Here is a 22120-nt window from a genome sequence, read left to right as displayed (position 1 = left end):
CCTTGCGGTTAAACTTTCTACCCGCAAAGATATTTACAAATCAAACTTTATTCCCTGAGCCAATGGAAGACTCGTCGTATAATTAATCGTATTGGTTTGACGTCTCATGTAGATTTTCCAGGCATCAGATCCTGATTCGCGACCGCCTCCGGTTTCTTTTTCTCCACCAAAAGCACCTCCGATTTCAGCTCCCGAAGTCCCGATATTGACATTGGCAATACCACAGTCAGAACCTGTTACAGATAAAAATCTTTCGGCTTCACGTAAATTATTGGTCATAATGGCTGATGATAAGCCTTGTGCAACTCCATTCTGAAGCGCAATAGCATCCTCTACGTCGCCTGAATATTTTAGTAAGTATAAAACCGGAGCAAAAGTCTCGTGTTGTACAATTTCAAATGAATTTTGCGCTTCGGCAATGGCTGGTTTTACATAACAACCACTCTCGTAGCCTTCTCCCGAAAGGACTCCACCTTCTACCAAAACAGTACCTCCTTCAGCTACTACTTTCTGTAAAGCCTGAGTGTACATTTCGACAGCATGGGTGTCAATTAGTGGCCCAACATGATTGTTCTCGTCCAATGGATTCCCGATGCGCAGTTGTTTGTAAGCAGCCACTAGGGCATCTCTAACTTTATCGTAAATACTTTCGTGAATGATTAATCTTCTGGTTGATGTACAACGTTGTCCGGCTGTACCAACGGCACCAAAAACAGCACCGATAACAGTCATTTTTATATCAGCATCAGGAGTCACGATAATGGCGTTGTTTCCTCCCAATTCCAGTAATGATTTTCCTAAGCGTCCTGCAACGGTTTGTGCTACAATTTTCCCCATACGAGTTGAACCTGTAGCAGAAACTAATGGAATACGAGTATCGGCAGTCATTAACTCGCCAATTTTATAATCCCCATTGATCAGGCAGGAAATCCCTTCCGGTAAATTATTTTCTTTAATAACCTGTGCCATGATGTTTTGACAGGCGATACCACAAAGAGGTGTTTTTTCTGAAGGTTTCCAAACACAAACATCACCCGAGATCCAGGCTAGTGCTGTATTCCATGCCCAAACGGCAACCGGGAAATTAAAGGCAGAAATGATCCCTACAATTCCTAAGGAATGATATTGTTCATACATGCGGTGACCCGGTCTTTCAGAATGCATAGTCAATCCGTGAAGCTGGCGTGATAATCCAACCGCAAAATCGCAGATGTCAATCATTTCCTGTACTTCGCCATAACCTTCCTGAAGTGACTTACCCATTTCATAAGAAACCAATTTACCAAGTGCTTCTTTATTCTCACGCAATTTTTCTCCAAACTGACGTACAATTTCGCCACGTTGTGGAGCCGGAATCAATCGAAATGTTTTGAAAGCTTCTGTTGCAGACTGCATTACTTTTTCATAATCGGCAGCGGTTGACATTTTAACAGAAGCAATTAATTTTCCGTCAACCGGAGAATAACTTTCTAAAATACCTCCTGACGAAAAGTTTTGTAAACCTGTAGATGTTCCTTCATTTATTGCTTTGATGCCCAATTTTTCCAGAGCTTCATTCATTCCAAATTGTGATGCTATTGTTGTCATTGTAACTTTTTTAGTTAAAATTGTTATATTTTTATGTAAAGATATTATTTCGAACTGAATTCTTATTCAATTCAATTGTTAAAATGAAAGTAAATTTAGGGTTAATTACGATCAATAACAGAAATACAGCGCAATTTATTCCTCATAATTGATGAAATTTGCAACAACAAAATTCTTCCGACTATGAGATTTCTCCAGCAGCTTCTTCTTTGCTTTATTTTAATTTCTACCACTGCCTTTTCGCAAAAGGGACAAAAACCTTCTTTTCAAATTGTACCACTGGGAGTAAAAGGTGGCATTGACGAAAAAAACCTTTCTGCTTATTTACTGGCACCTGTAAAAACAAACGATTATATCTGCCTTGATGCCGGAACCATAAATGCCGGAATTGAAAAGGCAATTGAGAAAAAAACATTTAAGATTTCGACCAGTGAAGTATTGCGAAAATACATTAAAGGTTATCTCATTTCTCATGCTCACTTAGATCATGTTTCTGGTTTAATCATCAATTCACCTGCCGATTCTTCCAAGACTGTCTACGCAACAAAAAAATGCATGGAAATGATGGAAAATCATTATTTCAACGACCAGACCTGGGCTAATTTTGGTGATCATGGCCCCGGATTTCCTTTGAAAAAATACCACTTTCAATCCTTAACAACTGGAGAAGAAACTCCCGTTACCAATACCTCAATGACGGTAAAAGCTTTTCCGCTGAGTCATGTTAATCCGTTTGAGAGTACGGCATTTCTAATTAAAAATGAAAACAACTATGCCCTATATTTAGGAGATACCGGACCGGATACGGTAGAGAAAAGCAATAATTTGCATGAATTATGGACCGCTGTTGCTCCATTAGTTAAAACCAAACAACTAAAAGGGATTCTTATCGAAGTCTCCTTTCCAAACGAGCAACCCGACCAATTCTTATTTGGGCATTTAACTCCGAATTATCTGATGAAGGAACTTCATGTATTGGAAGAATTAGCCGGAAAAGGTACTCTGGAAAATTTTAAAATCATTATAACACATTTGAAACCGCCAACTAAAAATATTTCAAAAATTAAAGAGCAGTTACAAAAACAAAATGATTTAGGAATTCAAATTATTTACCCAGAACAAGGAAAAAGAATATTTTTGTAAGTTTATTTTTATAAATTAGCGGAAGTAAATTATTCTGCATGAAAATTCTTTGGTCTAAAAAAGCTACTTATAGCTTTTATAATATTCGAAATTATGTTGAGATATGCTGGTCACCTTTCGTTGCAAAAAAATTCACCAATGATGTTTTACATTTAAACAGCCTTCTTGAAAAAAATCCTCAATTAGGCAAATACAGAGCAGATTTAGAATGCCGGGAAATAGTAATTTCAAAACAAGTAACTTTATATTACGAAATACAAGAAGAATATATTAATTTAATTACTTTTTGGAATAATCGTCAGCGACCTATAAATATTCTTAGTTTATAAATTAAATTAATCCTTTATTTTTCAATTCTTCCAGCATTTCTTCATGAGTTATAAAATCTCCATTTTCAAAATCCAGCTTCCCTTGTGCAATATCAGCCTTTAGCTCTAACAAGAAATTTTCTTCCGGGGAAAGTATTTTTGCAATAGACAACATTTCATCAGGTGTAAAAGACTGCGTCTTTAGTTTTCTGTAAAATGTTGGACTGGGAATACCAATCTTTTCGATGATATAATTTTTTTTAAAAGGAGACTTATCTATTAAATCCTCAATATTATCCACTATATTCTTATATGCGATTACTTCTTGTATCATTTTTAATAGTTTTTAGAATCATATTCAATACAAAAATACATCAAAAACGATTATAATCGTCACTTAAGCAATATAAAATATTCCTCAAAAACTTTATTTCTTCGCCATAAACCTAGGATCAGATTCCATTACAGTTCCACATTTATCACAGGTTCTTAGCGCTTCTGAATTATAGAAATGCTCAAAATGAGGCAAGAAATCTTTCTCGATATTATGTAGTTCAAAATGTACTTCATACAATTTATGGTTGCAGTTATCACAATGCCAAAGCAAACCATCTGTATACCCTTTTCCGGCGCGTTTGCGTTCGATCACCAAACCAATTGAGCCTTCTGAACGTACCGGAGAATGTGGAATCTTAGCCGGATGCAGATACATATCACCGGCGTTTAAAACCATTTCTTTGCGTTCGCCATCTTCCTGAATCACCACTTTTATACTACCTTCCAGCTGGTAAAAAAGCTCCTCGGTTTCATTGTAATGATAATCTTTTCGGGCGTTTGGTCCTGCCACAATCATAACGATATAATCACCTGAATCAACATAAAGGTTTTTGTTTCCAACCGGTGGTTTTAATAATTGACGATTTTCTTCAATCCATTTTGTAAGATTGAACGGTTTAGCTATTGCCATCTTTTCAGGTCTAAATTTTATGTAGCTAAGTTACTAAAATTGTAGAGATAGACAGCAGTTCATTTTCGCTCAACAAAAACAAAAAACAATGTTTTGCTTACTTTATTGGAATTAACGGGGGAAATAGAGCAATGAATGATATAGAAATGAACGATGTTGAGATGAATAATAAATAGATGGAGATGGACTGCAGTCCATCTCTACGGTCTTTGTTTGTGCGGATGGATTTCTTTAATCAAATACATATAAACCGGAAAATGATCACTAAAACCCGCTTCTGTCAATGTATTCCGTAATGGATATCCTTTATATCTCCCGGAGGGCTGAACGATATACGGCTTTCTAAAAATATCGGCTTTCCAGAATTTAAAAGACGAGAAATCAGGTCTTATCAAAGATTCGGACAGTATGATCTGATCGAAAAGATCCCAGGAATCTCTAAAAGCAAGTGTACCCATTCCGTTAGTAATCATTTGCCCAAACGGGTTAAAGAGTCCAAATTCAGAAACCTCTGCTTTTTTTGACTTTGCTCCCAAAACCTCTTTTATACTTTTACTGTATGGACCGTCATTAAAATCTCCCATAGTTATAATTTTAGCTTCCGGATTTATTTGCTGCAAGGAATCAATAATTTTCCGATTCAGTCTGCCGGCAGCTTCCCGATATTTGCCGGAAACAGCTTCTCCACCCCAACGTGATGGCCAATGATTGACAATGATATTTATTTCTTCCTCTTCTAAAAATCCTGTAACCAAAAGCTGATCTCTTGTGAAAACACGATTGCTTCCGGCCGCGACTTTCATTTCTTCCTCTGACTCATTCTTCTTTCCTTTTCTAACCTCTATTGCATCTTTATCAATATACAACGGAATGCTCGAAAATGAACTCGGTCTGAAATATTTCTTCTGAAACAATAAAGCAACATCAATTCCGCGTCTGTCCGGTGAATCGAAATGAATGATTCCATAATCATAATACTGCAATTTTGACTGCTTTACTAAATCCTCCAGGACTCCTCTGTTTTCAATCTCAGCTACCCCTATTAAAGTCGCCGTATTTTTATTCTCAACTGTTCCAATTTCAGATAGTACCTTTGCCAGATTTTTTAACTTCTGCTGATACTTTTCATTAGTCCAATTTTGAATTCCGTTTGGAGTCCACTCATCATCCTTTTTTTCTGAATCATTTATAGTATCGAAAAGATTTTCCAAATTATAAAAAGCCACCGTATGAATAGTATACTTTTTAGATTGCCCCATTAAAGTGGAGAGGGAGAAAAAAAGAATCAAAAAAACTTTAGCCATTGTAGTTTCTATAAATATTTAAAAACATCTAAAGTACAAAATAAAAACATTATTTGTAAGATATTTCTTGTGTTTGTAATTTTTAAAATAGCTATATTTGCTGCTTAGCATTAATACATCAAGCAAAGGAAAATATGAACTTAAAAAGCTTTCAATACCTAAAGAATCGTTTTGTCATTTGCAAAATCGTATTTCTTACTTTTGCTTTACAATCATTCACCTGTCAATCTCAACAAAACATGATAACACCACCTTATTTACAAAAAGGAGACACCATAGCTATACTGGCAACCGCGAGAAAAAATATAGATGACAATCTTAAACCTACCATTGATTTATTACATAGCTGGGGTTTAAAGGCTGTAATAGGAAGCACCATAGGTCTTGATGTAAACCAATTAGCAGGAACAGATGAACAACGTGCCGCCGATTTTCAAAAACAATTAGACAACCCGAATATTAAAGCAATTTGGTGTGTTCGTGGCGGATATGGAACAGTTAGAATGATTGATCTTTTAGATTTTACCAAATTCAAACAACACCCAAAATGGGTTGTTGGTTTTAGCGACGTTACGGTCTTACACAACCATTTAAACACAATGGGTTATAAGTCGATTCATGGTGTCATGCCTGTTACCATTCCACGGGCTACTCCGGATGCCATTAGCTCTATGAAATCAGCTTTGTTTGGTGAACCTCTGTCTTATACTGTTGGCCCGGATAAAATGAATCGTTTTGGGAAAGCAACCGGTGAATTAGTCGGTGGAAATTTATCTATACTCTATAGTTTATTAGGTTCTCCATCTGCAATAGACTGCAAAGACAAAATTTTGTTTATTGAAGATTTGGACGAATATCTATATCATATCGATCGTATGATGATGAATCTGCGACGCAACGGTTGCATTGAAAACCTAAAAGGAATTATTGTTGGCGCTATGACAAAAATGAAAGACAATGAAGTGCCTTGGGGGAAAAATGCGGTCGAAATAGTAGATGATGTCACTAAAAAGTACAACATCCCGGTAATCTTTAATTTTCCGGCAGGGCATATTCAGGACAATAGAGCTTTGATTATGGGAAATACGATTACAATTGATGTTAATGCATCGGGGAGCACTGTTCTTTTTAACCAATAGCTTGTGGGGTTTAAACCATATAAGTGATATAAGTACATTTAAAGCTACACTTACTACTTTGGGTGTAGCTCGTGAAAATTATACGTGACATATAGGAGTCGCAAAGTTTTTTATGCACGCAGATTTTGCAGATATTTTTGTTTTGCGATTCCGATAAAACAAGCTGTGTAAATCTGCGTGAAAAATTTTCCAGCGAACATAGTAAAATATCAACCGGCATATAATTATACCCTATTAGCCAGACTTATGTTTTCTCAAATAACTTATATGGTTTAAAAAAAGCAGGACTATAAAAAATGGCAAAACACAACGAACTCGGAAAAAAAGGAGAAGAACTTGCTGTAGACTTCCTCATAGAAAACGGTTATGAAATCCTCGACCAAAACTGGACATTTCAGAAGGCCGAAATAGATATAATTGCCAAAAAAGAAAACATTTTAGCCATAATTGAAGTCAAAACAAGATCGAGTATTGATTTTGGTCTACCACAAGAATTTGTCAAGCCAAAAAAAATCCAGTTACTCGTTAAAGCAGTAAATGCCTACATAAACGATAGGGAAATAGATTTTGAAGTCCGTTTTGATATCATTGCGATCCATAAAAAAAGTGAAACATTTGCAATTGAACATCTTACAAACGCTTTTTATCATTTTTAACATAATTTTTCATTGTTATAATTTTAACAAATTGTTTTTTTATTTATATTTGCGTGGATTTATAACATCACAATTAACTAAACCATCCAATCAAGTTACTCAAAAAACAAGTAAAAAATTATGAAAACCGTTTCTTCAATTGTCGAAAATTACATTAAAACAAAACCTTTTTTATTAAATGCGTTATCGCTGGGAATCATCAATCTTACTTCACTGTCACGGAACATTATGACCGAGTTGGAAAGTGAGTTTGGCAAAGAAGTAAAACAAGGCGCTGTTGTAATGTCTCTTAAACGACTCACCGAAGAACTGGATTTTAAACTGAATCACAAAATCAACAAAGTCATTAAGAATATTGGAGAAATTACGGTTCGTTCCGAATTAACGGATTACACTTTTGCTGCTTCTGAAACTGTTTTAAACAAACAAGCTGACTTAATCTCTGATATTAATGTACTGTCTGATATTTTCTATACTTCATCACGTGGTGTAAATGAAACTAATATCGTAGTGAGCAGCAGCGTTAATCATTTGGTGGAAAAACACTTTATGCGCGAAAAACTAATTCAGAAATTAGATAATTTAGCCTCAATTACGGTTAAACTTCCGAAAGAGAATATTGTTGTTCCGGGTATTTATTATTTTATTTTTCAGCGTCTGGCTTGGGAAGGAATTATTATTAATGAAGTAATTTCTACTTCCAATGAATTTACAATTTTGGTAGGAGAAGATCAGGTTGATGTTGCTTTTAAAGTAATTAAAGACCTAAAAAACTAATTCCAACAATTACACAGAATCACACGATTCTTCCTTTATATATCCTTTTATCTTTTAAATTAAACGAAAGATAAAAGGATTTTTTATTTGTAAACCTTACTACAGAACCCTCGAAGAAATTAGAATTTTAGTCCCCCTTTGTGCTAGTTTAACCGCAAGGTGCGCAAAGATTTACGCAAAGAGCCTGCAAAGTATTAACACAAAGCAAAGTCTTTTGCACGCAGATTTTGCAGATTAAGCCGATATTTGTTTTGTACTCAGATAAAAACGATCTGAATAAATCTGCTACCCGAGCGATAGCGAACTGGCGAAGCAAATCTGCGTGAAAAAATTTCACTGCAAACATAGGAGTGCGCAAAGATTACACTTAAAGCTTGCAAACTTTACGATCGGTATAAACAAAATTCTTTGTGTTCTTTGCGTTTAAAATAAACTGCACATTTTTAACAGGGCAAGAAGTTTCTATAAAAAAACAGCATTTAAACGAAATCAGGAACGAATATTCTTAAAAAACACCTCTACACTTGTTAATTTTTTGAAATACTTACCTGGAATTTATCGCTAAAAAAAGAAGCTTTCCCTTATTTCTAGCGACACTCCATACAAAAACACTAAAAAAAAGAAGAATATTATTTTTTTAAACACAATTTTTTAAGAATAATATTTTTATATATTTGTTAACTCGTTAACAGAATTGATTATTCAAAAACATATTCAGAAACTGGATATCACTAAAAATACAATCAGGAGCCTAACAGACAAAGTAGTATACTTCGGGTTTCTGATCAAACTGTCTAGACCAAAAAACCACTTTTAACCAATCAAATCACTCTATTTGGGGTGATTTTTTTTGCCGCTAATTTCACGAATTACCACGAATGTTTTTTCTTTTAGCTAAATCACGCTGTACTTTCAATACAGCAATTTGCTACACGAGAGACTGAAATTACCTCAATTTCAAAAACTAATCTCTATCAGACACCAATTTGACCTAAGTCACTAAAGGCAACTATAAGTGAGAAAAAAATCTTTTAAACCATTGAAATCTGTGGCAGTTATTTTATCACAGATTAATTCGATTAAACTGATTTATTTTTAATACTAAAAAACCTTACCTTGAGTATTAAACAGCAACTATAGCCAAAAAATAGCCTTAACTACTTTAAAAAAAATTACACGATTTCAAACTCAAATCAGAAACCAATAAAAAGGTTTCAATTCGTGTTAATTCGTGAAATCTGTGGCAAAACTACCTCTACTCCTCAAACAACTCCATCAATTCCAAAGCGCGTTTGATAGATTTTACGTTATCAAAAGTCAACAGTAAACGCAATCCGTTTACGGTTTGTTTTTCTTTCATTTTACAAAGCGAACTTTGCTTTTGTACAAACTGCAAAACGTTTCTAAACTTAGCCGATTGATAATAATCTGATTGCTGATCTGACACAAAATAACCAATCATTTTACCTTGTTTCATGACCAGTTTCTCGATTCCAACCCGGGTTGCAATCCATTTAATGCGGATGCTGTTTAACAGAGATATTGCTTGTTTTGGTAAAGGACCAAATCGATCAATTAGTTTTCTTTCGAATTCCTGTAAACCTGCTTCGTCTTTTACCGCTCCTAATTCGTTATATAAAACCAAACGTTCAGAGACATTGTTGATGTACTCATCGGGGAATAATAATTCGAAATCAGCATCGATCTGAATGTCTTTTACATATTCTTTGGTGTCAATATTGTTTTCTTCAGGATATAAATCTTTGAATTCGTTTTCCTTTAATTCTTCAATGGCTTCGTTCATGATTTTCTGGTAGGTATCAAAACCAATTTCATTGATAAAACCACTTTGCTCACCTCCTAATAAATCTCCTGCACCACGAATCTCAAGATCTTTCATCGCGATATTAAATCCGCTTCCGAGTTCGCTAAACTGCTCAAGCGCCTGAATACGTTTACGGGCATCCTCGGTCATTGATGAATAAGGCGGGCAAATAAAATAACAAAATGCTTTTTTGTTGCTACGTCCTACTCTACCACGCATCTGATGCAAATCTGACAATCCGAAATTATTGGCATTATTGATGAAAATTGTATTGGCATTTGGTACATCCAGACCGCTTTCGATGATTGTGGTTGCGACCAAAACATCAAAATCTCCGTTCATAAAGCCCAACATCAATTCTTCGAGTTTTGCGCCTTCCATTTGCCCATGACCAATTCCAACTCTGGCATTTGGAACCAAACGCTGGATCATTCCAGCCACTTCTTTTATATTTTCGATTCTGTTGTTGATAAAGAAAACCTGTCCGTTTCGCTGAATTTCATATGAAATTGCATCCCGAATCACCTCTTCACTAAAACCAACTACATTGGTCTCAATCGGATAACGATTGGGTGGTGGTGTTGTAATTACAGACAAATCACGCGCTGCCATTAACGAAAACTGTAATGTTCTCGGAATTGGCGTAGCGGTTAGTGTCAATGTATCTACGTTTGCCGCTATGGTTTTGAGTTTGTCTTTTACATTAACTCCAAATTTCTGTTCCTCATCTACAATCAATAAACCAAGGTCTTTAAAAACCACATTTTTGTTTACCAACTGATGGGTCCCAATTACGATATCCAATTTCCCTTCCGCTAGTTGCTTTAAGGTTTCCGATTTCTGTTTAGCCGTTCTGAATCGGTTTAAATAACCAATAGAAACCGGCATATCTTTTAGTCGCTCTGTAAAAGTACGATAATGCTGGTACGCCAAAATAGTGGTCGGAACCAGAACAGCTACTTGTTTACTATTGTCAACGGCTTTAAAAGCGGCACGAATAGCCACCTCCGTCTTACCAAAACCAACGTCACCACAAACCAATCGGTCCATAGGTCTGTCGCTTTCCATATCGGCTTTTACCTCTGCTGTCGATTTGGTCTGATCCGGCGTATCTTCATAAATAAAAGAACTTTCTAATTCGTTTTGCAGATAGCTGTCCGGCGCAAACTGAAATCCTTTTTCTAAACGTCGTTTTGCATACAACTGGATTAAGTTGAATGCAATATGTTTGACGCGCGCTTTGGTTTTTTGTTTTAAAATCTTCCAGGCGTTCGATCCTAACTTATAAATTTTAGGTGGCGTTCCGTCTTTCCCGTTGTATTTTGAAATTTTATGAAGCGAATGTATACTTACATACACGATATCATTATCGGCATAAACCAATTTTATAGCTTCCTGGGTTTTGCCTTCGACCTGAATTTTCTGCAAACCGCCAAACTTCCCAATCCCGTGATCAATATGCGTAACATAATCTCCCACAGAAAGTGCCGTAAGTTCTTTTAACGTAATATTCTGCTTTTTAGAATATCCGTTTTTGATATTAAATTTATGATATCGTTCAAAAATCTGATGGTCTGTATAGGCCGTAATCTGATTTTCTTCGTCAATAAATCCTTGATATAAAGGCAGTACAATGGTATGATACTGCTTTCTGATATTTTCAGAATTGGCCTCGTCTAAGGTTTCAAAAATATCATGGAATCGTTTTGCCTGCGTTTCATTCGAACAGAATAAATAATTTTTATAGCCGTTAAAATGATTGTCGCTCAGATTATTCAACAACAAATCAAACTGCTTGTTGAAAGATGGCTGTGGCTGTATATAAAATTCGAAACTTTTTGTTGTTTTGAAAATTGGCTTTGACGTCAATTCGACAATCGAGAAATCTAAGGCTCTTTTTATAAATCCGGCCTGATTTAAGAACAGTTGTTCAGGAGCCGCATGCTTAATTTCTCCCGAAAGTTTCCCAAAAGCCTCTTCCGCTCTGGCAAATTGTTTATCCAACTGAGCGAAAAGTCCTTCTGTGTTTTGAATAAACAAGACTGTTCTTTCTGCAATATAATCCAGAAAACTCTCCCGATTCTCCTGAAAAATCTTGTTCTCCACGTTCGGAATAATCGTGATTTTTTTATGTGTTTCTACCGACAATTGCGTTTCAACATCAAAACTTCTAATACTGTCTACTTCATTTCCAAAAAACTCAATTCGATACGGATGATCATTTGAAAAGGAAAACACATCGACAATTCCTCCACGAACTGAAAATTCACCGGGTTCGGTAATAAAATCAACTCTTTTAAATTCGTATTCAAACAAAACTTCGTTGATAAAATCTATTGAAATTTTATCATTCAAAGCCACTTTGAGTGTATTTTTATCAAGTTCCCTTCTGGTCACTACTTTTTCAAAAAGAGCTTCAGGATAAGTCACAATTACCGCCGGTTTTTTGCGGGAATTAATTCGGTTTAATACCTCAGCACGCAATAAAACATTGGCATTATCGGTCTCTTCAATCTGATACGGACGACGGAACGAACCGGGATAAAACAAAACATCCTGTTCGCCAATCATTTGCTCTAAATCGTTCAGATAATAGGCCGCTTCTTCTTTGTTGTCTAAAACAATCAAAAAAGGCAATTCGGTTTTCTTAAAAACACTACGAACTACAAATGAAACTGCCGATCCCAACAATCCGCTAAGATGCATTTTTACTTGATTTTGCTCCAGTAATTGTGTGGCAATCTGCTCGCTTTTAGGCAAATTGTCATAGATAGTATATAAGGCGTTTTTACTCAACTTTAGGTAAATTTGGATCCGGGATTGCGTTCGGAATTGCACGTGTAGTATCTAACATTCTCAGAAAATCGGCTTCACCTTCTTCTTTTGGAATTTTGGCTTTCTCCACCACTTTATCCATTTGTCGCTCTAACGATACTAACTCTTTATTGATATCTCCAATTAAAAAAACCACTTTATCGTCCGGAATTGTACTCAGGTGAATATACAAATTCATCATTTTGACTTTAGTGATCAGAATCGAAATCCTGCTTCTTATCTGAGGCTGATTAAATTGTGCGGGAATATTATTATTTAAAAGCATCGCTTTCTTAGCTATTACTTCTGATTTTTGTTGAAATCCCCCAATTGTTTTCCTTGGTTTTTGACCTATTTCCTTTAAAAAATCACGCCATTCGGTCCATACCACTGTATTTTGCTCAGAAACCTCATTGATGGGTTCATCCATAAAAGTCCAGCCTTTATTGATGTTATTAAAGATGGCTTCCTTCTTTTTAGCTTCTTTTTTTTGGGCTTCACGACGTTTTTCATCTTCACCCTGACATGAATTCAGTACAAAAATCAAAAGTAGAAAAAGAGATATTTTATATTTCATTTGGTAAAACATTAAGCTACAAAGTTACAAAGTAAATTTACATTTATAAAGTCTGTTTTGCGCTTTAAATCACAGTCCTTTTTTGCCACGACTCGAGCGATAGCGAACAGGCGAAGCAATTACACAAATTTCCGCTAATTTCTTTTTTTACTAATTTCTTTATAATGTAAAAGATCTTAAATCTATTTTGATCCATCTAAGTATTAGCTAAAATCGCTCCCAAGAAAATTATTAATGAATTCGTGCAAATTCGTGAAATTCGTGGCTAACTTTTTTAATCTGTGGCGATTTTCTTCCGGTCAATCGCACAATCATAGAGAATAACCCAACAAAGAAACTTCATTACTGTTAAATTTACATTTTAGATTATTAAAAAACATATTTCTTTGCGAAAACGTTATATTTGTCTCTCTAAAAAATTAACACATGAATCCAAAAATCTTGATCATTGGCGCTTGCGGTCAAATTGGGACTGAACTGACTCAAAAATTGCGTAAATTGTACGGAACAGAAAATGTAATTGCTTCTGATATCCGGAAATTAAATACTGACGTTGTTAATTCAGGGCCTTTTGAAGTGGTCAATGCTTTAGATTTTAATCAAATTGAACATTTGGTTGAATTGCATAAAATTACCGATGTTTATTTGATGGCAGCACTTTTATCTGCTACAGCCGAAAAGAATCCGGCATTTGCATGGGATTTGAATATGAACTCTTTATTTCATGTTTTAAATTTAGCCAAAGCAAAGAAAATCCAAAAAATCTTCTGGCCATCCAGTATTGCCGTTTTTGGACCAACAACTCCAAAAGAAAACACGCCACAATATACCGTAATGGAACCTTCTACTGTTTACGGAATTAGCAAACAGGCCGGAGAAAGATGGTGTGAATACTACCATAATATCTATGGTGTAGATGTTCGCAGTATTCGTTATCCCGGTTTAATCAGCTGGTCTACACCTCCGGGTGGCGGAACTACCGATTATGCTGTTGATATTTTTTACAAAGCAATTGCTGATAAAAAATACGAATGTTTTCTGTCATCAGAAACAAAAATGCCAATGATGTATATGGATGATGCAATTGATGCTACTATCAACATTATGAAAGCACCGGCTGAAAAAATCAAAATTCATTCGTCTTATAATTTAGCTGCAATGAGTTTCACGCCAACAGAAATCGCTGCTGAAATTAAAAAACATATTCCGGAATTTGAAATTACTTACAATCCGGATTTCCGTCAGAAAATTGCCGACAGCTGGCCTGCAAGTATTGATGACAGCTCTGCCAGAGAAGACTGGGACTGGAAACATACTTTTGACTTAGAGTCTATGACAAAAGATATGCTGGAGCATTTAGGATAAAACCAAAAGCTTTTACTTTATATAAGCCTGTTATTTTAAAAGGATTTTCTTTTAAAATAACAGGCTTTTTTATGAAAAAATATCTCCATTCGAAAAGCACGAACTACACAATTTCTTACATTTGACCTGCATTTAACAAACTCAATTAACCAAAACCTTTTACAAAAGGTACAAAACCAGTTAAATTTATGACAAATTCATTAAATCCTATTCAAGGGGATAAAAGAACTGCCATCGTTGATATTTTAAGAGGATGGGCCCTGTTGGGTGTAGCAATCGGAAATTATGTCGATTTCCGCTACATCGGATTAGAACGTTTTATTCAAAAAAAAGGCCCTTTTTCTGAAATCATCAGCTATTTAAACTCATATATTTTTTCTGCAAAATCCTGGACTTTATTAAGTATTTTATTTGGGTACGGGTTTGCAGTACTCATTAATAATGTAGCAGATAAAGGCAAAAATCCGGTTTCTTTTTTTTGCTGGAGAATGTTTCTGCTTTTTGTTTTTGCTTTTATAAATTCTGCTTTTTGGCTTGGTGATATCCTAAAAGATTATGCTTTTTTAGGTTTGTTTCTTTTGCTTTTTTACAGAAGTTCTGCCAAAACCATTCTTATATCGAGCATAGTGCTTTTAATATCCGTTCCGTTTCTCACCGCCTACATTAATGCAATAAAACAAACGCTGCCTGACGTACAGTCAACCGCCAAATATCTAAAATTATTTTATTCGGATAACTGGCTGGATGTATTCCAATTTAATCTGCTCGGAACTTACTATCAGGAAATGCTTAATCTTCGTTATTCCGTTACCGTACATGTCGTAATGTTTGCCCTGATGCTTTTGGGTTTTTATGCGCAAAAGATTAACTTCTTTAATCGCTTGCCTGAATTAAAAAAGCTTCTGAAACGCACCACTATTATCACATTGATTTTGGCCATTCTTTCCGGTGTTCTTTTCGAAATTGCCATCAAACAGAAAATAACTTTTACTTACTTTCATCCGGTTTTCTGGATCATAATAAATACAATGTTATGTATTGCATCCGGAATATGTTTACTCTATACCAACGGAAAACTGAAAACAGTTTTCAACTATTTCAGCGTTAGCGGTAAAATGACTTTAACCAATTATATGATGCAAAACGTTATTGCTTTCTTTCTTTTCTCAGGAGTTGGTTTCAAAATTTACAACACTTTACCGTATTGGTTTTACTTTTTCCTGGCTGTATTTGTATTCATCCTTCAGCTGTTCTTAAGCAAATGGTGGCTTAGCAGATACAATTATGGTCCGGTTGAGTGGTTGTGGAGAGTATTGAGTTACAGAAAAATGTTTCCGCTAAAAAAAACAGTACAAAACGATATTGTAGCAGAGACAAAAACTATTTTATAAGCACATTCATAATACCACAAAACATTGTTTATCAACAAGACAAATGTTATACTTAAAGAAAGCGAACCCCTTAAATTGCTCAAAATGAGTCAAAAACGGGGTTTTCTTTTCTGCTAAATTGATAACAGTTTAAATTTAGAGTAACGGTCGTCGGTCCTCATTTTTCTTCTTGCTAACCACCTCTTTTACCTTGTCTTCTTTCTTTATTTTTTTTTCTACAGAACTCTCAAATTTTCTCATTGCAGAGCTGTATTTTAAACCAGACAATAACTTATCATTTTCCGACGACTCCTGGCTAGTTGTTGAACCTGTACTTTCTTGCCTGTCCAGAAATTTTAATTCTGTCATCTCTTTTTCAACTTTGGCAGCAAGATTGTCTACAGACTTTACTCGAAAAACATGTCTGCCAATATCTAAAGGAGATTTAATCATATTTTTAAAGGCTCGGTTTATACCAGGACTTCTATCGACATACGGATTGTGGGCAGCTCCATATTGATTTGCAGCCGCAGCGATCGTTGAACCAGATGCAGTACCAATTTTAGTTAAATCTTTACCGGGGAAAAATTTAAGCTGGGAAGAAATCGTGTTTGTTAAAACAGCACCAGGAACCGCTTCAACCATACGGTTAAATCCAACATTTTTTGGAATCATATTTATCCTGCGATTTTTAAATATATTGTAACTGTAAGAAAAACCCAAAGCACTGTAAGTTCTGAGTGAATCACAATATACAGCAGCTCCAAGAGAGAAAATATGTGATGTGTTTGAAGATGGTGTATCAGACTTCTTCGTAGCATCAAAAAATTTATCAAAAGTTTTATCAATTATTTTAGTTGCTCTCCGAAGTGCCTTACCTTTCCTGGAGATTCTACTTAGGGTCTTTTTGTATGATTTTTTTGGATCATCAATTAATCCATATGCCTTTGAACCCGGAGTAAGCTCTGTAAGCATTTCAACTTCATGTACATTTTGATTTCCAGATACTAAATTGCCAGGATCCTTAATCCCATTGAGCACTCCATCTAAAAGTTTAGAGTCTTTTGTATTTATTAAAACTTTATTTGTTCTCTTACTAATACTCTTTTCTAAATCCTCAATAATAGATGATATTTTAACACCTTTACTTTTTTTCTTAGAATTGTCTATAATCTTCTTCTCTAATTCATAAAACTCAACTTGCAGCCTTGCTGATTCTGTAATGTATTCCTTGTCTATTTTTTTGCGCTCTTTTAATTGAATATCCTCTTCGCATTGAATTTCATTTCTTTTTCTATCATAGGCTCTTTCAAGAAGTGAAATATTGTCTAACAGTTTTTCCAATCTCGATAACTTCGTTTTGCTAATTGCTTCGATCCTTTCATTACGCCATTTTTCAAAAAAATATTTTTTTTTATTTAAATCCTCCAACCTAATTTGATTTCTTATTATAGAATTATCAGTCATAGATTTAATAACGGTGAGTTTGTTTTCTGTCCCGCTCATATAAAACTTACGAGCCTGGAATGGTTGCTCGGGATCTAAACTGCAATGCTTTGTTCTTAGTCTCATTCCGTAATCCTGCTGAGCAGCTTCAGAAAGACCTGAACCTGTAGCCCATCCATATGTTGAAGTAATCAAAGTGGCAGCTACTGACGGAATCCCTATTAAGCCTAAGCCCGTTGAAACAGCAAATGATAATGCGGCATTTGGCACTCCGGTTACTCCACCAACCATTCCATATCTCAATCTTTCGGAAGTCATTTTCTGTGAATTGCGAATCACATTTATCTCATCCAAAATACCTTCAAAACTACTACTGTCAATATCTTTTAAATTATCTAATTCTATAGACATAAATTTAACATTATCATCAAATTTTTCATTGCTTTCTCCTGCGGATAGCGCGCTTGCAATTTCGGGCATTAAAACCTGTCTGCCAGCGATTTTCATCGCAGTTGAAGAGTCATCTGCTGCTTTAGCGAGGTACTTTGCTAAAATGCTTTCCGACGCAGAAATTACAGCTGATGGTATTGCAGTAGCCTGAGCTGCTACTCCTACAAACGGAATGTAACTTAGTGGATTTAAACTAGAACTAACTACTGAATTTATACCATATGGTAAACCAGAGAATACCCAACCGGCAACCATTTTTTTGTATTTTTCGTCACTTATTTCCAATATATTTGGTATAAACTCTTCGGCTTTAAGCTTCCCCCATTCCAAATCATGTGAGCCTTTAGAATTGTTTATATCTTGCTGTCGTTTATTAAACCTTTCAATCTTATCTTTTCGTTGCTCTTTCCATTGTACAAATGGAGAAATTTGTTCAATGTGGTCGGTTTGATCTTTTAAAAGTCTTGCAGCTGCATAAAACGGATCTTTATTTGCTTTTTGAATCATTGAATTAATATTTAATTCAAAACTGTCTCGTATAATGAGTTTACTTCTCTCATCAGAAGTCATTTCATCATTTTGGGTTACGGGGTTTAATTTACTAGTTTCCATCTTTTTTTACTTAAATTTAACACATAATAACTTATCATCAATATATAAATATACAAAAAATACTTACAAAAACGAAATGCAAACAAAAAAAAGAGGCTGCCTCTATTTTGAGACAGCCTCTTTCTCTTTAATCCAGTAACTTATTTTACTTCATAAACATTATTGGTTGCTTTTACATCAGCCATTAATCCGCTAGGATCGATGGTGATTTTTTTAATCGCAGCTTTGTTTTTGTCTATCGTAAAACTATAGTTTGACATTGCCCATGCCCAATCTTCCAAAACAGTTCTTTTCACATTTGAATTAGGATTTGGTTTAATGTAGTTCATCATTCTTAACGGAATATAAAAAGTCTCAGAAGTACCGTCTGTATAATCAACAGTTAAGTCAATAGGCATTGGCATTCTTCCAATTCTTTCTAAAGTAACGGTTGTTTTTCCAGCGTTATCTGCAACGTCTTTAATTCCGTAATCAATTGTATTGGTTGTTTCTGCCCAGTCAATTAAATACCAGTCTAATTCAGCACCGGATACTCTTTCTGCTGTTCTCTTGATATCGTTTGGAGTTGGGTGTTTGAATTTAAAATCGTTATAATATCTTTTTAAAGTCGCATCTAAATTCTCCTGACCAATTACATAAGCCAATTGCGAAAGAAAGATACTTCCTTTTACATAAGAAGAGATACTATAAGGTTTGTTCTCATCATAACGATCACCATGAGTCGTTTGTGATTGCTCTTTTCCTGATGCAATTAAGCTGTAATAGGCATTGTAATTTCCTTTAAACGGATTTGCCACTTTTTTATCTCCTGCCAATTCATTCAAAGCACTGTCTTCGATGTAAGTTGTAAAACCTTCATCCATCCATGGGTGTTTTGACTCGTTTGAAGCTAAAATATGCTGAAACCAAGAGTGTCCCAATTCGTGTGTAGCAGTTCCCAGGATCCCTTCAAGAGTTCCGTTTCCTAACATCAAAGTACACATCGCATACTCCATTCCGCCATCACCACCTTGAATGAAAGAATACTGTTTGTAAGGATAAACTCCTACTTTCTGATTGTAATATTCCATTACCTTCACCATTAATGGCTCCAGTTTTTTCCAGTTTTCTGCTACTTTTGGATTGTTTTTATAAAAGAAATGCAAATCAACATCATTTGGTCCTTTTACAATATCATGTATGTAGTTTTTATCTGCTCCCCAGGTAAAATCATGCACGTTTGGTGCGATAAAATGCCAGGTTAAGGTTTTTGTCTTTTTAGGATATACTACAGTCACACCTGCATCTTCGTAACCGTGTCCGATTTGGTTTTTATCCTGAAGATAGCCTGAACCTCCAATAGTATACTCTTTATCAATTGTAATTTTCACATCAAAATTACCCCAAACTCCGTGAAATTCTCTTGCGATATAAGGATCTGCATGCCAGCCTTCGAAATCAAATTCAGCTATTTTTGGATACCATTGCGACATTGACATTTCGATTCCTTCAGAATTATTTCTTCCTGTACGACGAATCTGAACCGGAACTTGCCCGTCAAAATCTAATGTAAAAGTTGCTTTAGAATTTGGTAAAATAGGCTTCGCCAGTGTTACTTCCAGGATAGTTCCGGAAGTTCTGGTTTGAGCTGTAACTCCATCCTGCTTGAAATTGCTAACTTTTAAATATCCTACTTCGTTTGGTTTTAAAGTTTCAATTCGGCTTTGTTTTGTTTCTTTACCATCAGCGCTTTTTACTTTATTGACCATTCTTCCGTCCGGATCTTTAATAAAATGCAAACGGGCATCCATCTCACTTCCGGGTTGAAATGCATTCAGAAATAAATGATAGAATACTTTTTTTAAGGTATCAGAAGAATTATTGGTGTACACCAATTCTTGCTTCCCTTTATACTGATAGTTTTTTACATCCATCGAAACCTCCATTTTATAGTCGGCATGTTGTTGCCAGTATGGAGCGCTTTGCGAAAAAGCAGAGTTTAAACCAAAACTCAGAAAAGAAAATAGTAATATTTTATGCATATTCAATAAAATAGAAAATGGAAGAGTCTTCACTCTTCCATCGGATTAGTAATTTATTTTTTTATTTTTTTGACATTTTTTCAGCCATTAATAAAGCGTTATAAGCATTTACCATCTTAGCTGTTTTAGAAGATTCGGCAGACGAAACCGGTACCGGTTTTTGATTCGGATCCGGATTTTCTCCTAAAACTACCATTGAAGGAAGCGCAACTCCTGATTCCATCAGGATATACTTAACTTGTGAAGCTTTTAATTTTGGATAATAAGAACGGATTAAAGCCGCAACTCCCGCAGCATTTGGCGAAGCCATTGAAGTTCCTTGTAAATACTTGTATTTGTTATTAGGAACTGTTGCATAAATTTCTTCTCCCGGAGCAAAAACGTCAACGTTTATTTTTCCGAAATTAGAGAATCCTGCGACTACATTTTGTCCGTATTCTTTATTGATAGCACCAATAGTAATTACATTATCGGCAAATTCTTTGATGTTGTCTTTAGAATCGTTCGGATAATTGATGTTTTTTGTTTCATCAATATTATAACCGTCATTACCGGCAGCATGAACAATTAAGACATCTTTTTTGGCTGCATATTTTATAGCATCATAAACCCATTCTTTGTGAGGAGAAAAGCTTTTTCCAAAACTTCCGTTAATTACTTTTGCCCCATTATCAACGGCATAACGAATTGCCAGAGCAATATCTTTATCATACTCATCGCCGTCCGGAACTGCTCTCACGGTTAAAATTTCGACATTGCTGGCAACACCGTCTCCACCTAAGTTATTACCTCGAACTTGCGCAATAATACCGGCAACGTGAGTTCCGTGAAGTGCTTTTTCTTTATCCGGACCAAAAACCACATTATTACCATAACGTGTATTTCTAATATCTTCCGAATTATCTCCTACAACTTTTCTTCCATCAAAATCTTTATTCAAACTATAATTAAATTGATCGTACACATGCTCTCTGTAATCTTCCAGTTCTGCTTCCGGATCAAAAGTAGGCCCTGCATTACCAAAAATCTGAGTCATGATATTTTTACTCAACACTACTTTCTCGTCTGTTGAAGTAATTGCGCTTAAATCTTCCAGTTTATAAGTGGTTTTGTTTAAGGCTTTTTTTATCGTATTATGCACGTCTAACAAGTAGTCAACCTGTTGTTTGTCCTGCAAAACTTTTTTCGATTTCTCTTCGTATTGTGCTAATGCATTTTTGTATTCCGCAGATCCGTCATCTCCTTTTTTAACAACACGAGTCATTTCAAGATTTTCATGTACCGCATCTCCAAGGAAATTCCATCCGTTGATATCATCAATAAATCCGTTTTTATCATCATCAATTCCATTACCCGGAATTTCTTTAGGATTGGTCCAAACCATTCCTTTCAGATCTTCGTGCTCGATATCTACGCCCGAATCCACAATACCTACGATTACTTTTTTACCCGTTTTTCCCTGAAGCAACTCTGCGTAGGCTTTATCAACGCTCATTCCCGCAATAGTATCTTTTACTAAATCAAGGTGGCTCCATCTTTTTAATTCATTCTCAGTAACGGGAGCTTTTTTTACAATAACTAAAGGAGCCGTAATTGCTGCTTTAGGAGTAGAAACTTGTGCTTGCAAAGTAGCACTGCAACCTGCTAAAACAAGTAATGCAAAAGCAGATAAAGTATTTGATTTTATTGGACTCATGTAATCTATTTTTAATATAAAAGTTAAAAGTTGCGACTAAATTATGCTTTTTTGTTGCAAAAA

The 22120-nt window shown here is 35.2% G+C and carries 16 protein-coding genes; 7 read left to right on the top strand and 9 right to left on the bottom strand.

The genetic code is table 11. The features are described from left to right. Window positions 1-33: 33 nt before the first annotated feature. Entirely contained in the window at window positions 34-1587 is a 1554-nt protein-coding gene (gene amaB / locus G3A47_RS07650; RefSeq protein ID WP_166921583.1) for an L-piperidine-6-carboxylate dehydrogenase, read from the bottom strand. 183 nt (window positions 1588-1770) lie between these two features. Here amaB and G3A47_RS07645 point away from each other — a divergent pair, with 183 nt between their 5' ends. Both G3A47_RS07645 and G3A47_RS07640 read left to right on the top strand, forming a co-directional pair. Continuing rightward, a complete protein-coding gene (locus tag G3A47_RS07645; protein WP_166921582.1) occupies window positions 1771-2730 on the top strand; it encodes an MBL fold metallo-hydrolase in 960 nt (319 codons plus the stop codon). Window positions 2731-2768: 38 nt separating this feature from the next. Then, entirely contained in the window at window positions 2769-3059 is a 291-nt protein-coding gene (locus G3A47_RS07640; protein ID WP_166921581.1) for a type II toxin-antitoxin system RelE/ParE family toxin, read from the top strand. 1 nt (window position 3060) lies between these two features. Here the strand turns inward: G3A47_RS07640 and G3A47_RS07635 are convergent, their stop codons facing one another. From G3A47_RS07635 to G3A47_RS07625, 3 genes are all read right to left on the bottom strand, one after another. Further along, window positions 3061-3372 carry a hypothetical protein gene (locus G3A47_RS07635; RefSeq protein WP_166921580.1) on the bottom strand — a complete coding sequence of 104 codons (312 nt, stop codon included), beginning with the start codon at window positions 3370-3372 and terminating at the stop codon, window positions 3061-3063. A 93-nt stretch (window positions 3373-3465) separates the two neighbouring features. Next, on the bottom strand, window positions 3466-4005 hold the full coding sequence (locus tag G3A47_RS07630; RefSeq protein ID WP_166921579.1) for a 3-hydroxyanthranilate 3,4-dioxygenase: 540 nt from the start codon (window positions 4003-4005) through the stop codon (window positions 3466-3468). A 200-nt stretch (window positions 4006-4205) separates the two neighbouring features. Continuing rightward, complete coding sequence (locus G3A47_RS07625) at window positions 4206-5309, bottom strand: endonuclease/exonuclease/phosphatase family protein (RefSeq protein WP_208328346.1); 1104 nt, start codon at window positions 5307-5309, stop codon at window positions 4206-4208. Between the two features lie 239 nt (window positions 5310-5548). Between G3A47_RS07625 and G3A47_RS07620 the strand changes: the two genes are divergently transcribed. The 3 genes from G3A47_RS07620 (at window position 5549) to G3A47_RS07610 (ending at window position 7881) form a co-directional block, all read left to right on the top strand. Next, entirely contained in the window at window positions 5549-6448 is a 900-nt protein-coding gene (locus G3A47_RS07620; RefSeq protein ID WP_166921578.1) for a S66 peptidase family protein, read from the top strand. Window positions 6449-6744: 296 nt separating this feature from the next. Beyond that, window positions 6745-7104: a YraN family protein gene (locus tag G3A47_RS07615; RefSeq protein WP_166921577.1), complete on the top strand. Its 360-nt coding sequence runs from the start codon at window positions 6745-6747 to the stop codon at window positions 7102-7104. A 120-nt stretch (window positions 7105-7224) separates the two neighbouring features. Beyond that, the gene (locus G3A47_RS07610) at window positions 7225-7881 is read left to right on the top strand and encodes an aspartate kinase (RefSeq protein WP_042564741.1); all 657 of its coding nucleotides are present in this window, start codon (window positions 7225-7227) and stop codon (window positions 7879-7881) included. A 1255-nt stretch (window positions 7882-9136) separates the two neighbouring features. Here G3A47_RS07610 and mfd read toward each other — a convergent pair. Beyond that, the gene (mfd, locus tag G3A47_RS07605; protein WP_166921576.1) at window positions 9137-12502 is read right to left on the bottom strand and encodes a transcription-repair coupling factor; all 3366 of its coding nucleotides are present in this window, start codon (window positions 12500-12502) and stop codon (window positions 9137-9139) included. Further along, window positions 12495-13097 carry a hypothetical protein gene (locus G3A47_RS07600; protein WP_166921575.1) on the bottom strand — a complete coding sequence of 201 codons (603 nt, stop codon included), beginning with the start codon at window positions 13095-13097 and terminating at the stop codon, window positions 12495-12497. Before G3A47_RS07600 ends, mfd begins: the two co-directional genes overlap by 8 nt. Window positions 13098-13523: 426 nt before the next feature. Here G3A47_RS07600 and G3A47_RS07595 point away from each other — a divergent pair, with 426 nt between their 5' ends. Together G3A47_RS07595 and G3A47_RS07590 are read left to right on the top strand one after the other, a co-directional pair. After that, a complete protein-coding gene (locus G3A47_RS07595) occupies window positions 13524-14462 on the top strand; it encodes an L-threonine 3-dehydrogenase (RefSeq protein ID WP_166921574.1) in 939 nt (312 codons plus the stop codon). A 188-nt stretch (window positions 14463-14650) separates the two neighbouring features. After that, window positions 14651-15853, top strand: coding sequence for a DUF418 domain-containing protein (locus G3A47_RS07590; protein ID WP_166921573.1), 1203 nt, complete (start codon window positions 14651-14653; stop codon window positions 15851-15853). 135 nt (window positions 15854-15988) lie between these two features. On the opposite strand, the gene G3A47_RS07585 is transcribed toward G3A47_RS07590, so the two are convergent. The 3 genes from G3A47_RS07585 to G3A47_RS07575 form a co-directional block, all read right to left on the bottom strand. Beyond that, window positions 15989-18340 carry a hypothetical protein gene (locus G3A47_RS07585; RefSeq protein ID WP_166921572.1) on the bottom strand — a complete coding sequence of 784 codons (2352 nt, stop codon included), beginning with the start codon at window positions 18338-18340 and terminating at the stop codon, window positions 15989-15991. A gap of 140 nt (window positions 18341-18480) precedes the next feature. After that, window positions 18481-20361: a M1 family metallopeptidase gene (locus G3A47_RS07580; protein WP_166921571.1), complete on the bottom strand. Its 1881-nt coding sequence runs from the start codon at window positions 20359-20361 to the stop codon at window positions 18481-18483. Window positions 20362-20422: 61 nt separating this feature from the next. Continuing rightward, window positions 20423-22057 carry a S8 family peptidase gene (locus G3A47_RS07575; protein ID WP_166921570.1) on the bottom strand — a complete coding sequence of 545 codons (1635 nt, stop codon included), beginning with the start codon at window positions 22055-22057 and terminating at the stop codon, window positions 20423-20425. Window positions 22058-22120: the final 63 nt, after the last annotated feature.

The organism is Flavobacterium poyangense, assembly GCF_011751075.1.
Lineage (GTDB): Bacteria > Bacteroidota > Bacteroidia > Flavobacteriales > Flavobacteriaceae > Flavobacterium > Flavobacterium poyangense.
The sequence above is the reverse complement of the archived record's forward strand: the minus strand, read 5'-3'. Positions and strand labels throughout refer to the sequence as shown.